Below are 12,824 nucleotides of genomic sequence, written 5' to 3'. Positions count from 1 at the left end.
GAGTTAAAATTACTTTAATTTAAAAAAGGTGCCTAGGCACCTTTTTTAACGCTTTTTCTTTTTACCTTGAACGGCTTTAAAGCGCGGATTGTCTTTATTAATAACATAGACACGACCTTTACGCTTTACGATTTGGCAGCCCGGGCGGTTCTTCGCGCTTTTTAATGAACTTAATACTTTCATGTTCTTTCCTTATAGCAACTATTTGCTCGCTAAGCTTTTAAAACGACGATTAAACGCAGCAACACGGCCATCGCTTGCAACGGCTTTTTGCTTACCGGTATAAAACGGGTGTGAATCGCTTGATACGTCAATTGGCACATAAGGGTAGGTTTTGCCCTCAAGTTCAATCGTGCGCGAAGTTTTGATTGTCGAACCAATAATAAAATAGCTGTCTGCCGCTGTATCATGAAACGCGACTTGCTGGTAATCAGGGTGGATATTTGGCTTCATAATGCACCTATTTGTTATGTGATAATGTAGCGATTGTAGAGTGATCGACTATTTGGGTCAAGATAAAAATGATTCTTATTTATATTTTTTTGTCTTAAATTTGTACAAGCTGAACAATCAATAAGCAGTTAGATTTAAAAAGCTGGATATTGTCGATAAGGCTGTTATAACTAGGTATGCGTGCTTATTTTAAAGAGGGATATGGAAGTGAATGATAAAACTAGCCGTGAAGAACTAGATCAAAATGTAATGAACACGCTTCGCGATAAAGACCATTCTGTTTTAGCTAATCATGTAGACACCTTGTCGTGTACTCACAACGATATTATTGAGTTGTTGGCACAGTATTTAGCACTGAGTGAACAAGATGATGATGAGCGTTTCGATACCTGGTTTGATAATCTAAGTAAAGAGCAACACACTGTCGTAAAAACGTTTGAAGTGTATCGTGGTCAGTACGAGCATTTAGATTCTTAATACTTGACCATGTTGTTTTTAGATTAAAAAAGCCACCCGAAGGCGGCTTTGTTGATTAGCGCTAACTAATTAATCTAACATGTAAGCTCGCATGGTAATTTGCTCAGCTTGGCTTGAACCATAATCAGAAACAATCGTACGAATATGGACAAAGTCACCGACGTTGCCAGTATTAGGGATAGTTGCCACCCATTTACCGTCAATGTGTTCAACCTGTGCATCTAACCAGTTTTCGCTTGAGAACTTGGTTGATACAGGGCAATAGATATAAGCAGGCACGTTAGCAATTGTGCATTCTTGGCCGTACGCATATTGGAATTGTACATCTGCCAGCGCCACTTCACCTACACCATCCAATAAACCCGTTAACTTAACGTGAGCCGCTTCACCTGCTTTCATGCTGTTATTAATATCAACAGGTAAATCAATCATAGGCACTAAAATTGGCTGAACACCTTGTTGTTGCTCGTCAGCCGTAAATGTATAGAAGCCTTGGTAAAGAGAACCAAGTTTATCATTGACCGGAGAGCGCTCACCGACACCGCGGGCATAAGATCGCATTTCTAAGGTAATTTGATGAGAGCCCGGTTCAAGCGTTAACGTGCCTTGATACGGAGAGGCTGGCTCACCATTTACTTTTAAACCAAATGCTGAGCTACCCATATAACCAAAAATACCATCATGGTTTGCGGCATCGCCAAACGAAGCAAGATTAAAGTAAAGGACATTGGTATCGCGGCTAATAATCGCTGAGCCACTGCTGCCTAAGCTGCCAGCACGAGGACCTTTAAACCAAGTGGTGCTTTGCTCAGCACCTTCAGTCATTGCGCGTGGGCCATCAAAGTAAGCGCCTGCACTTTGAATTTGATAGTTTGGCATAACGACATTCGTCCACGCATTTTTTGCACTTGCTGTGTAATATTCATCACGTTGATGAGGCAACATAATTAACTGCGAGCTACCTGTCGAGTAGAACTCTCCGGTACTGTTGGTCATTGCCATAACATCAGTCCATGCCGGGCGCTCATCATTTTGCGAATGATAAGACGCACTCATTTTATGCATTTTATGCTCAGCAACATTGATTTGCCCAGATTGAATTCGGCCATCAGTAATGTGGTTGATTGAATAGGCATAAGGTGAGCGTTCAGCCGCAATACCAGACCAGCTAACGATATTGTTGCCAGCTTCGATTTCTGCCATTAAGGCTTCACCTTGTTCGGTACTAATACCAATCACGGGTACTTTTGGTGTGCCTGTGATCGCGCCTTTATATCGGCCGCCACGACCAGGGCGGTAAAAGATTACGCCACTAGCGCCATGTTTCATCGCGTTACCGACCATGTACGACGTGAGGTAATTAGGATTCGCAATAAGCGCTATTTTTCCGTCTAACTCAAATTGACTCCAATCAGTGCTGTAGCCGGCATCACCTACTGGCACGACTTCTGCTGACCCTTCACCATGAAAAGACAGTGCTAAACCTTGTTTGATGTAATCAAGTTCAACCCCGTTTTGCATAGTGACGGTTGTTTCTGGAGCCACCGCGCGGGTGGTGATAAATGAGCGAAAACGGTCGTCATGACCTTGTGACCATGCATACATATCATTTACGTAATCAGGTGCCATTTCGATAGCAGCAAGCTTCGCCACTTCTTGATCGTCAATCGCGTAAGTAAAGCCAAATGAATAGCCTTGTGGATCAAGAGGCTGGTCAGCTTTAAAGGTGACAGGTTGAGCGTTACGTGCATCAAAGTTAATCTCTGTTTTGCCATCAATCTTACGATTTAATACAGCCATTTGTGCCGCTGATTCAACTAAACCAGAGCTGGTTTGCGGGTTATCGTAAGTCATAATGTTAGCAATCAACGTATAGTAACCAGCAGGTACATCGATATTGGCTTTGCCGCCAGTGAGTCTAACAAGACTGCCCCAATCATCTTCTTCATTAATTAAGTAAAGCTTTGATGGAGAGCCTGCTTGATTGCCCCAGCGATCTGTCAGGTTAACCGTTAAATTAACGTGAGGTTGGTCAATCCAAAATGACACTGGCACCGTCACTTGCTGATCTGTATTGCCAACAGTTGTGCCTGTGATGCGACCTGTAATTGCACCATAAGCACTGTTATTAAGGGCCACACTTGGGTCAATCCACATAGGGACTTGAGCAATACCTTTGGCTGGGATTGTCACTGAGTTAACATCTAATCCTGCCAGAGTCGCTGGCAATTGTGTTTTGCCATCTTCACCAATTAAGTCTAATTTCAATTTTAATTGAATACTTTCATCAGACGTGTTTGTTAGCGTGATCTGTGTTTCTGTAAATGCATTATTAGCATTATCAAAATAGCCAAGTTCACGGTTCGCAGGAGCCACAATAGCTTGGTTAATGGCGCGGTCGATATTCATGGCACCGGCACCTTGCTCAAGGACGTGTGAGTTACCACTAAATACGGATGATGTGAGCACATCTTTAATTTCTTTTGGCGTAAGATCTTGGCGAGCTTGCATAACAATTGCAGCACCACCGGCAACATGCGGGGCTGCCATTGATGTACCTGAATACACGCGGTAAGCCGTATCACCTAAGCCACCAGATGCTGCGGCAACAACAGATACACCTTGCGAGGCAATATCTGGTTTTGCTGAGTGGCCATCTGGCGATGGACCGCGTGAAGAGAACGACGCCGTATTGCCGTCACGATCAATGGCACCTACGGTTAATGCACTTGGCGCACAGCCCGGTGAACCAATTGTTTCACGGGTAAAGCTATTGCCCGCAGAGATAACAAATAAGGCCTTATTGCTCAGCGCTTCAACCATCTCAACCAATGGGCCACTACACGTTGTTGCTGTACCACCCAATGACATATTTACAATGTCAGCGTGCTCTGAAAGCACCGCCCATTGCATGCCATTTAAAATACCGTAAGTTGAACCTGAACCCGTATTGCTTAATACTTTAGCGATAATTAAATCGGCAGCTGGTGCCACACCGACCCATTTACCTTCTGACTCATGACCATTGCCTGCAACGGTTGAGGCTGTATGAGTACCATGACCATTTAAATCATCTACACCGTTGCTCGAATATGTAAAATCACGGGATGCAATGACACGACCTAGTAAGTCTGGGTGCTCGGTATCATAGCCTGTATCAAGTACAGCAACTTTAATACCTGCGCCATTATAGTTAATCGCTGACTCACCATATGCGCCTGTAAGCGGTACTGTCGGAGTCAGGGTTTCTGACTGTGAAACCTTGTGAGCATGAACGACAGCATCAAGCCAAATACCTTCAACGTCAGCTTGTGCAACCAAGGTTTGCCAAGTTTGCGCTGCTTTGTCTTTGCTGATTGCAAATGCGGCGCTATCGATTAGCTCAATTTCACCGGTTAATGACATACCAGCAAGCGTTGCTGGGACTGCAGGTCCTGCAAGGGTGCCATCGCGGTATTCAACAATGACGGGAAGGGCGTCGGTTGATGCATCATCGTAACCCGATTCATATAACTTATTAATATTGAAAAGCTCTAAATCAATCGCATTTGAATCTACTAAAGCTTGTGCATGGTTTGGAACTACATAGGTGTTGTTACCACGTTTAAAGATACTGGTGAATGTATCTGAACCATCTGCATTCACTAATCGAATGCCGCCTAGCTTGCCGTCTTTATTGACAACAGCCGACACTTTGTCCCCAGTGATCAAAGTGAATGTAAGGGCATCCGCTTTACTTTGTTGTGTAACAAATGATTCTTCTGCGGTTGCTGGTTGGGCAATCGATAAGCCGAGCATGGCTAAGTAGGTCGCCTTTAAGCGACCAAGCCTTGGAAAAGGTTTCATCTTTTCATCCTGTATTTTGATTTAATTAGTTTGGAAGAAAGGAATTATTGCTAGGTGCCAAAACAACAAACATGACAAGAGCAATAACTCAACCAGACCAATCTATCGATCAAGCAGATGAAAACCTACAAAACAAAGGTAGCAAATTGTATTAACCTATTTATAACAAAATAAACACTGTTGTAACTTTGTGCGGTTATTCAGTTGCGCTTCATTTAAAGCGCAAAATGAGCAGTTATTTTACCGATAGGTCGTATTTTGCAACGACATCATCAATATAACGATGGCGCAAGGTGTTTTTACCTTCGTTGCCCGTACCATGGCTTAACGCGCGGTTCATTAATTTGAGTGCCTTATGTAAGCTTTGGCGCTCTTCTACGCTTAAACCTGTTTTAGTGCGTAGTTCAGTAATATCATCAATTAATAACTTAGCTACGTCGAGCTGTACGGCTTCTTCAACTAAGCCATTTTGTGTGAGCACACCGTATTTACTGTATAAAAACTGTTGCCAAACTTGCTGTAAGTGCTCGTCAATTTCACTGCCAAATAATTCTTCATCGATAGCAAAGCCTTGCTCAGCAAGCTTACTGAGTTGATTTGAATATTGCTGAGCAAAATAATTAAACGCTTGGCAGGATGAGCTTATGTCATGTTTGATAATTAATTGCCCCCAACTAGCGGCACCACGAGGGTAATAGTCTTGATATTCTTCGCATTGATAAATGCCCGAATACGAGCTGCATTCTAATTGGCTCTGCAAACAATAACTCGGTTTTGGAAATAAACTACTTTGTTGCCATGCCGATAGCGTTTCCTCATCAATTGAGAGGGTATGGCACAGCTCTTCGGTAGTATAAAAGTAGGTTGCCAAAAATTTTGAAAGTTGCATTATCAAATACTCACAATAAACACTGTTAATTTATACAGTGTTTGATTTTGGCTTAACTTTGATTTTTTCTCAAGTATTTTTATTTATTGCATCACACTACTCGGAAAATGCCCGTGTTTATGATACAACTAGCGCAAATTTTCCAAACATTAAAAAAGTTATGCGCAACCTAGAAACAATTAAACAAGCAAGTTTGATCACCGCTATAAAAACACCTTATTTAACTAATGGTGAAATTGATCTTGCATGTTATGACGACCTTGTTGAGCAGCAAATTGCAGCTGGTGTTGATGGCATCATTGTGGGTGGGACCACAGGTGAAGGCCAATTAATGAATTGGGAAGAACACTTAATGCTAATTGCTCACAGTGTTAGCAAATTCTCGGACCGTTTATTAATTGTTGGTAATACAGGTAGCAACAATACGCGTGAAGCAATTAAAGCAACCGAGTATGGTTTTGCCACCGGTATGGATGCAGCCCTGCAAATTAACCCATATTATGGGCGTACGTCGCTGGCGGGTGTGAAAGAGCACTTTAACCGTTTACTTGATATTGGTCCTGCGTTTATCTACAACGTCGCAGGTCGTACAGGCCAAGATTTAACACCAGATATCATTGAGCCACTTGCGAAGCACGAAAACTTTATCGGTGTAAAAGAGTGCGGTGGCAATGAGCGTATTGCTCATTATGAACAGCAAGGCATTGCTTGTTGGTCAGGTAACGATGATGAAGCGCATGATGCAAGGCATATTCATAATGCGCACGGTGTTATCTCGGTTACATCAAATATCATCCCTGGCTTATTCCGTCAGTTGATGGATGAAAAAAATGATGCACTTAATGCAAAACTACAGCCACTTATGGGCTGGTTATTCTGCGAGCCTAATCCAATTGCAATCAATACGGCGCTGATGATGACAGGCGCGGTAAATCCTGTGTTCCGTCTTCCTTATGTGCCACTTACACGTGCACAGCAAGAGATCGGTTTAGGTTACATTAACGAACTTGATATTGCTGATATAGTTGGTGAAAAAGCACAACTTTTAACCGAAAAAGACGTTATTTTACGATAAAAATGAATGAGTGCTTAATTGCGGCTGTAATTAAGCACCATTGTTTTACTTTTTTGTAGCTAATAGGTAAAATTAGCAATCGTTTGGCGTTATAAGAATAATATTTGTGAAATTTGTTGTTGATAATTTGTGTTTATGGGTTGCACCCGAGCAACAAATAGCAGAATTAAGCCATCTCAATATTGCTGACCTTGATTTAAGCTGGGTTGCACCGATGCAGCGCCGCCGCTTAAGCCCGTTTATGAAAATGGCGCTTCATACTATGCATCAAGCGCAAGGCGAGCATCAGCAGCTAGCCGTTAATTTTTCATCTCGTCATGGCGACTTACCAAAAACAGCGCAATTGTTACATTCACTCGTCGAACAAGAACCGCTATCTCCAACCGCATTTGGTTTGAGTGTACATAATGCTGCAACCGGATTATTTTCGATTATTGCAAAAAACAAAGCCCCAATGAATGCTATCGCTGGTGGCCAAGACAGCATTATTTCAGCCATGATTGATGGTTTTGCTCGTGTTCATAGTGGTGTAGAGCAGCAAATTTTAATTGCCCATGCCGAAAGTGTATTACCTGATGAATACTTACCATTTAGCGACGAGCAACAAATTGCTCATAGTGTATCGTTCGTATTATCAACAGCGCAGGCCGGTAAGCCGTATTTTGAATTAACAAAACTTCCTGAATCAGAACATACTCAAAGTGACTCGTGTTTACCACTGAGTTTGCAATTAGCAGCTGCTTTAACAAGCAAAGGATCACAATCGCTGCTTTCACATCAACAATCAGCTTGGATGCTACAGTACCATGGCGACTAACGTTTACATTAAGTTGAATAAAATTTGGCGGGTACTGGCAACCGGGTTTTGTTTTTCTGTATTTGGCTTTGGCGGTATTGTACTCACTTTGTTGGTTTTGCCTTTACAACGTTTATTTGAACCTTGCCAAGCGAAACGTAAGCAAAAAGCCCGTTTAACGGTTCACTATAGTTTTAAATTCTTTGTTGCCTTGATGCATTACACTGGTGCTATCCATTTTTCTGTGCAAGATAAACAGAAATTTCATGATCTTAAAGGGCAGTTAGTACTTGCCAATCACCCTTCATTAATTGATGTTGTGGTGCTGATATCTGTGATTAAAAATGCTGACTGCGTGGTCAAAGCACACTTATTTAAAAATCCATTTATGCGCGGTGTAATTAAAGGCACAGGTTATATTAGTAATGAAGACCCACAAGAGTTACTGAATGATTGTGAAGCATCACTCGCTGCTGGAAATAACCTGATTATCTTTCCTGAAGGCACCCGCACAACCCCAGGTGAACAGTTAACATTTAAGCGTGGCGCTGCGAATATTGCTGCGCGTTGTAAAGCCCCAATTACTTCAGTGCTGATTAGTATGAAACCCAGTACTTTGACCAAAGGCACACCATGGTATTGCGTTGCCGCAACAAAAGCGCATTTTGAGATGCGCTTTGCCACTGACCCATTTACGTTTGACAACACATTTAATAATGAACAACCCGCCATGCAAGCGCGACAATTAACCCGTGATTTGCAACATTACTTTTCAGAGGAACTCAGGCACCTATGACTGAACTAAAGAACAAAATAAAACAATTAATCATTAGCAGCTTAGATCTTGAAGATATTACCGTGGATGATATTGAAAATGACCAACCTTTGTTTGTTGATGGTTTAGGCCTAGATAGTATCGATGCGCTTGAGCTTGGCTTAGCCATTAAAAAAGAGTTTAACGTTAAAATTGACGCAAACTCAGAACAAACAAAAGCCCATTTTGCATCGGTAGATGCATTGGCAGAATTTATTAACCAACACCAATCATAATACAGACTTAGAAGTAGGAATAAGCATGAAAACCGCTGCTGACATTTACAACGTTTTACAGGGCATTTTAGTAGATGAATTTGAGATCGATGCTGATGATATCAGCCTAGATGCGCACCTGTATCAAGACCTAGATCTTGATAGCATTGATGCTGTTGATTTAGTTGTAAAACTACGCGAAATTACTGGTAAGAAAATTGAGCCAGATGCATTTAAGCAAGTGCGTACTGTGCAAGATGTTGTAAACGAAGTAGAAAAACTCGTTTCTTAAACAATAGTATGCTCAAAGCGATAACCACAACACTGCTCTTAGTATGCTTATCTTTATACCCATTTATTGTGTACTTTGGATTACAGCATATCTCAATAAGACAAGTGAGCTTGGTACTAATGGTATTGTTAGGCTTAAGGCTTTTACTTAGCAAAAAGTTACTCACATCTATGCCATGGATAAAGCCCGCCTCTATTTTGGCTATTATCGCTTTAGCAACAACGCAGTTTTTTAACAGTGATCTGGGTTTAAAACTTTACCCCGTTATTATTAATACGGTAATGGCAGTAACCTTTGCTTATTCGCTGAAAAGTGGCCCAACAGTCATCGAAAGCTTTGCTCGAATTAAAGAGCCCGAGCTTGATGAAAAAGGGGTTAATTATACGCGCCAAGTTACTAAAATTTGGTGCGCGTTTTTTATTATTAATGGCAGTATTGCGTTATACACGAGCCTATTTACTTCGTTACAGACATGGACTCTGTACAACGGATTAATAGCCTATATTCTGATAGCTCTCTTAGGCCTTGTGGAATGGCTTGTTAGACAAAAGGTTAAAAGTAATGGTAGCGAGTAATCTGAAATTTCACCCAGACGCTGCATTTGTTGTTGCAGGACAGCCAATAACACATACACAGTTTTTTGCTGATATTGCGGCTTATCAAAGTAAACTCACAGCATTGAAAGCTGGCAGCCATGTGGTGTTATTTCATCCTGATACCTACCAATTTGCAGTGCGCTTATTTGCTTTAGCGTGTAGTGGTCATAATGTCATTCTGCCACCTAATGGTCAGCACGAAACCTTAAGTTTATTGCTTGCTCAGTCTGCTTTTTTTGCCGGCGATGCGACCAATATCGATGACGATGTGCTATTTACCAACCTTGAACATAGTCTTGGTCACACGCCTTTACAAACTAACCGTTTACAATGGCCAACAAACACAGCTGTTATTTTTTATACGTCAGGCTCATCTGGACAATCTAAACCGATAGTAAAACCGTGGCGGGTACTAAACCGAGAGCTTGCAGTATTATCAATGTCATTTGACTTACCTCGTCAATTTACGTTTTTAGCAACCGTTTCGCATCAGCATATCTATGGTTTATTGTTTCGCTTATTATGGCCGTTGGCGAAAGGTCATATTATTGATAGTGAACAAATTCAGTATCCTGAACATATTGCGCAAAGGCTAGAAAATATTCGTTATGCAGCGCTCGTTTCAAGCCCTGCACAACTCGGCCGTTTATGTGCTGATAACGTGTTAATTCCTGAGCGCGACAAAATTAAGTGGATTTTTTCCTCTGGTGGACCACTCAATAATGAGCATGCCGAAACTTTATTTAACCAGTTAGCTCGCCCTGCTACCCAAGTATTTGGTAGTACCGAAACCGGCGGTATTGCTTATCGACAAGTTACACAGGCAGCGGTTGATGTACCATGGCAGCCGTTTAATGGTAATTATTTGTCGTTGAATCATGAAGGGCGCTTGATGCTAGATTCTGCGATTTTAGAGCAATCGAATTTCCCTTTAGATGATAGAGCACTCGTTCATAAAAATGGTCAATTTAAACTGTTGGGCCGTATAGACAGAACGATAAAAATTGAAGAAAAACGTTTGAATCTAGATGAGCTTGAGAGTTATCTGCAAAGCCATGACTGGGTAAAAGAAGTAAAAGTGGTGGTTATTCCAGCTAAGCGCGTGCAAATTGGCGCGGTGGTTGTACTCAGTGATGAGGCTAATAAGGAGCTTGAACAGCAGGGTAAACTGGCAGTTAACCGCGCTTTACAAGCGTACCTCTCAAACCGCTTTGAACGTATTTGCTTACCACGCAAATGGCGCTATATCGATGCACTTCCTTTTAACAGCCAAGCTAAATTAAGTTTAAAAACATTGGAGCAGTATTTTGCCAAGCCTGAATAACGTAACCCCAGAGGTGGCCGTTTTATCACAAACAGAAACTAGCGTGAGTTTAGCGTTAACCATTGCGGCTGATTTAGATTATTTTCGCGGCCACTTTCCTGATGCGCCAATTTTAGCAGGCGTAGTACAGCTGGATTGGGCAGTGAAATATGCTCAGCAATATTTGGGTTTTGGCAAACTAGTACAAGATTTAGAAGTGTTAAAGTTTCAGGTAGTAACAACCCCCGATATGACGGTAAACCTAACTCTTGAGCGCAATGCAAAAGGTAAATGTTTGTTTAGCTATCAATCGGACAAAGGCCAGCATGCGTCTGGTCGAATTGTATTTTGTGATTAAGCCATGAACCAGTTTTGTATTGTTATTCCTAATTACAATCACACCCATGCTATCGCTGCAGTACTCGATGAGCTAAAAGCGTTAAAGCTGCCGATAATCATGGTTGATGATGGCAGTGACGCAGATGCCAAGCAAGTATTTTCAGAGCTTGACGCGCAGTACGATTTCTTAACCTTGATTCACCATGCTCAAAATCAAGGTAAGGGTGGCGCAGTTCAAACTGGGTTGATGGCTGCCTACCAGCAAGGGTTTAGCCATGCCATTCAGGTTGATGCCGACGGCCAGCATTCGTTAGCCGATATTAGTAAGTTGATTGAACTGAGCAATGCATCACCTAACAAGGTGATCAGTGGTTGTCCTATTTATGATAGCTCCGTGCCTAAGCATCGTTATTTGAGTCGTTACATCACCCATTTTTGGGTTTGGGTAGAAACGCTCAGCTTTGATATTGTTGATTCAATGTGTGGTTTTCGGGTTTATCCCTTAGCAGCCGTTGAGCATTTAATGACAAGACAAACACTTGGCAAGCGCATGGACTTTGATATTGAAATTTTAGTCAGGCTTTATTGGCAAGGTGTTAAGGTCACGTTTTTGCCAACCCAGGTCATTTACCCTGAAAATGGTGTATCTCACTTTCGAGCTTTACATGATAACGTGGGAATTTCGTGGCTGCATACGCGTTTATTCTTTGGCATGTTGCTACGCTCACCTAAGTTACTTTGGCGTAAGGTGGCTGGCTAATGGCTGTAAAGCACTGGTCAAAAATGCAAGAACGAGGCAATCGCTTAGGCATGCAGATATTGCTTGTGTGTTATCGGGTATTTGGCCGAAAAGGCTTGTGGTTGGTGTTGTTTCCGGTGGTATTTTATTTGTTTTTAACTGGCAAAATTGCCCGCCAAGCGTCTCATGCATTCTTAACCCAAGCGCGTAAGGTGAATGGCAATAGCAAAGCTGTTACTTGGCGCGATAGCTTTCGTCATTTTCGCTGCTTTGCAGACAGCGCTTTTGACAAAATAGATGCCTGGCTTGGGCGAATTCATCAACATAATATTCTTTACACTAACGAAGCCCTTTTTAAACAACTTGATGAGCAACAGCAAGGAGCTATTTTTATCGGCTCGCACCTTGGCAACCTAGAGGTATGTAGGGCCCTTAGCCAACACAGAAACAGTAAAACGATTAATGTATTAGTGTTTACACATCATGCGGTTGAGTTTAATAAATTACTGAAAAGTATTAATCCGGATGTCGCGGTAAACCTCATTCAAGTAACCGATCTTGGCCCAGATATGGCAATTATGCTCAAAGAGAAAGTAGAGCAGGGTGAAATTGTGGTGATTGTCGGTGACAGAACCAGTACCACCACCGCAGGAAGAGTTATTGAAGCGGACTTTTTAGGTAAGCCAGCCCCTTTTTCACAAGGGCCATTTATTTTAGCTGCGCTGTTAGATTGCCCAGTGTTTCATCTGTTTTGTTTAAAAGATAAAAAACCAAATGGCGAAACATGTTACCGCGTGATTTTTGAAAAATACGCCGACAAACTCGTTTTACCCCGTAAAACGAGGCAACAAACATTACAACAAATTGTTAGCGATTATGCGCAAAGGCTCAGTTTTTATGCTGCGGCCTATCCGTATCAATGGTTTAATTTTTATGATTTTTGGCAAAATGACGAGCAAGTTTCTCGTAGTCAAAACAAGGAGAACTAAG

The 12,824-nt window shown here is 41.9% G+C and carries 15 protein-coding genes; 11 read left to right on the top strand and 4 right to left on the bottom strand.

Translation table 11 applies throughout. The features are described 5' to 3' along the window. Nucleotides 1-45 precede the first annotated feature (45 nt). The gene (ykgO, locus tag NH153_RS21345; protein ID WP_054554561.1) at nucleotides 46-183 is read right to left on the bottom strand and encodes a type B 50S ribosomal protein L36; all 138 of its coding nucleotides are present in this window, start codon (nucleotides 181-183) and stop codon (nucleotides 46-48) included. Nucleotides 184-201: 18 nt separating this feature from the next. Beyond that, the gene (locus NH153_RS21340) at nucleotides 202-453 is read right to left on the bottom strand and encodes a type B 50S ribosomal protein L31 (protein WP_063707699.1); all 252 of its coding nucleotides are present in this window, start codon (nucleotides 451-453) and stop codon (nucleotides 202-204) included. 249 nt (nucleotides 454-702) lie between these two features. Here NH153_RS21340 and NH153_RS21335 point away from each other — a divergent pair, with 249 nt between their 5' ends. Then, complete coding sequence (locus NH153_RS21335; RefSeq protein WP_220095044.1) at nucleotides 703-930, top strand: hypothetical protein; 228 nt, start codon at nucleotides 703-705, stop codon at nucleotides 928-930. A 69-nt stretch (nucleotides 931-999) separates the two neighbouring features. On the opposite strand, the gene NH153_RS21330 is transcribed toward NH153_RS21335, so the two are convergent. Next, on the bottom strand, nucleotides 1,000-4,776 hold the full coding sequence (locus tag NH153_RS21330) for a S8 family serine peptidase (RefSeq protein ID WP_063707696.1): 3,777 nt from the start codon (nucleotides 4,774-4,776) through the stop codon (nucleotides 1,000-1,002). 235 nt (nucleotides 4,777-5,011) lie between these two features. Continuing rightward, nucleotides 5,012-5,665 carry a DUF6058 family natural product biosynthesis protein gene (locus NH153_RS21325; RefSeq protein WP_063707694.1) on the bottom strand — a complete coding sequence of 218 codons (654 nt, stop codon included), beginning with the start codon at nucleotides 5,663-5,665 and terminating at the stop codon, nucleotides 5,012-5,014. A 160-nt stretch (nucleotides 5,666-5,825) separates the two neighbouring features. On the opposite strand from NH153_RS21325, the gene dapA reads away from it, so the two are divergent. The 10 genes from dapA to NH153_RS21275 all read left to right on the top strand — a co-directional run bounded on the left by dapA (nucleotide 5,826) and on the right by NH153_RS21275 (nucleotide 12,823). Next, nucleotides 5,826-6,740 (top strand): 4-hydroxy-tetrahydrodipicolinate synthase, encoded by a 915-nt coding sequence (gene dapA / locus NH153_RS21320; RefSeq protein ID WP_063707789.1) that lies wholly within the window; start codon nucleotides 5,826-5,828, stop codon nucleotides 6,738-6,740. 106 nt (nucleotides 6,741-6,846) lie between these two features. After that, nucleotides 6,847-7,557 (top strand): beta-ketoacyl synthase chain length factor, encoded by a 711-nt coding sequence (locus tag NH153_RS21315; RefSeq protein ID WP_105173554.1) that lies wholly within the window; start codon nucleotides 6,847-6,849, stop codon nucleotides 7,555-7,557. Further along, on the top strand, nucleotides 7,547-8,332 hold the full coding sequence (locus NH153_RS21310; protein ID WP_063707692.1) for a lysophospholipid acyltransferase family protein: 786 nt from the start codon (nucleotides 7,547-7,549) through the stop codon (nucleotides 8,330-8,332). The genes NH153_RS21315 and NH153_RS21310 overlap by 11 nt, the downstream gene beginning before the upstream one ends. Beyond that, nucleotides 8,329-8,586: an ApeE family acyl carrier protein gene (locus tag NH153_RS21305; protein WP_054554555.1), complete on the top strand. Its 258-nt coding sequence runs from the start codon at nucleotides 8,329-8,331 to the stop codon at nucleotides 8,584-8,586. Before NH153_RS21310 ends, NH153_RS21305 begins: the two co-directional genes overlap by 4 nt. A 25-nt stretch (nucleotides 8,587-8,611) precedes the next feature. Beyond that, on the top strand, nucleotides 8,612-8,857 hold the full coding sequence (locus NH153_RS21300) for an acyl carrier protein (protein WP_054554554.1): 246 nt from the start codon (nucleotides 8,612-8,614) through the stop codon (nucleotides 8,855-8,857). 8 nt (nucleotides 8,858-8,865) lie between these two features. Further along, complete coding sequence (locus NH153_RS21295; protein WP_063707690.1) at nucleotides 8,866-9,432, top strand: COG4648 family protein; 567 nt, start codon at nucleotides 8,866-8,868, stop codon at nucleotides 9,430-9,432. After that, on the top strand, nucleotides 9,419-10,777 hold the full coding sequence (locus tag NH153_RS21290) for an AMP-binding protein (RefSeq protein ID WP_063707688.1): 1,359 nt from the start codon (nucleotides 9,419-9,421) through the stop codon (nucleotides 10,775-10,777). Before NH153_RS21295 ends, NH153_RS21290 begins: the two co-directional genes overlap by 14 nt. Next, complete coding sequence (locus NH153_RS21285; RefSeq protein WP_063707686.1) at nucleotides 10,761-11,114, top strand: ApeI family dehydratase; 354 nt, start codon at nucleotides 10,761-10,763, stop codon at nucleotides 11,112-11,114. The genes NH153_RS21290 and NH153_RS21285 overlap by 17 nt, the downstream gene beginning before the upstream one ends. A 3-nt stretch (nucleotides 11,115-11,117) precedes the next feature. Further along, nucleotides 11,118-11,855 carry a glycosyltransferase family 2 protein gene (locus NH153_RS21280; RefSeq protein WP_063707684.1) on the top strand — a complete coding sequence of 246 codons (738 nt, stop codon included), beginning with the start codon at nucleotides 11,118-11,120 and terminating at the stop codon, nucleotides 11,853-11,855. After that, entirely contained in the window at nucleotides 11,855-12,823 is a 969-nt protein-coding gene (locus tag NH153_RS21275) for a lysophospholipid acyltransferase family protein (RefSeq protein WP_063707682.1), read from the top strand. Before NH153_RS21280 ends, NH153_RS21275 begins: the two co-directional genes overlap by 1 nt. The last annotated feature ends 1 nt before the right edge of the window (nucleotide 12,824 follow it).

Origin of the sequence: Pseudoalteromonas gelatinilytica (assembly GCF_001641615.1) — a bacterium.
In the GTDB taxonomy this organism is placed as follows: domain Bacteria; phylum Pseudomonadota; class Gammaproteobacteria; order Enterobacterales; family Alteromonadaceae; genus Pseudoalteromonas; species Pseudoalteromonas gelatinilytica.
The sequence above is the reverse complement of the archived record's forward strand: the minus strand, read 5'-3'. Positions and strand labels throughout refer to the sequence as shown.

Coding starts and splice junctions, on each gene's coding strand:
- ykgO (WP_054554561.1), bottom strand. CDS start 183: ATGAAAGTATTAAGTTCATTAAAAAGCGCGAAGAACCGCCCGGGCTGC.
- NH153_RS21340 (WP_063707699.1), bottom strand. CDS start 453: ATGAAGCCAAATATCCACCCTGATTACCAGCAAGTCGCGTTTCATGAT.
- NH153_RS21335 (WP_220095044.1), top strand. CDS start 703: ATGAACACGCTTCGCGATAAAGACCATTCTGTTTTAGCTAATCATGTA.
- NH153_RS21330 (WP_063707696.1), bottom strand. CDS start 4,776: ATGAAACCTTTTCCAAGGCTTGGTCGCTTAAAGGCGACCTACTTAGCC.
- NH153_RS21325 (WP_063707694.1), bottom strand. CDS start 5,665: ATGCAACTTTCAAAATTTTTGGCAACCTACTTTTATACTACCGAAGAG.
- dapA (WP_063707789.1), top strand. CDS start 5,826: ATGCGCAACCTAGAAACAATTAAACAAGCAAGTTTGATCACCGCTATA.
- NH153_RS21310 (WP_063707692.1), top strand. CDS start 7,547: ATGGCGACTAACGTTTACATTAAGTTGAATAAAATTTGGCGGGTACTG.
- NH153_RS21305 (WP_054554555.1), top strand. CDS start 8,329: ATGACTGAACTAAAGAACAAAATAAAACAATTAATCATTAGCAGCTTA.
- NH153_RS21300 (WP_054554554.1), top strand. CDS start 8,612: ATGAAAACCGCTGCTGACATTTACAACGTTTTACAGGGCATTTTAGTA.
- NH153_RS21295 (WP_063707690.1), top strand. CDS start 8,866: ATGCTCAAAGCGATAACCACAACACTGCTCTTAGTATGCTTATCTTTA.
- NH153_RS21290 (WP_063707688.1), top strand. CDS start 9,419: ATGGTAGCGAGTAATCTGAAATTTCACCCAGACGCTGCATTTGTTGTT.
- NH153_RS21280 (WP_063707684.1), top strand. CDS start 11,118: ATGAACCAGTTTTGTATTGTTATTCCTAATTACAATCACACCCATGCT.
- NH153_RS21275 (WP_063707682.1), top strand. CDS start 11,855: ATGGCTGTAAAGCACTGGTCAAAAATGCAAGAACGAGGCAATCGCTTA.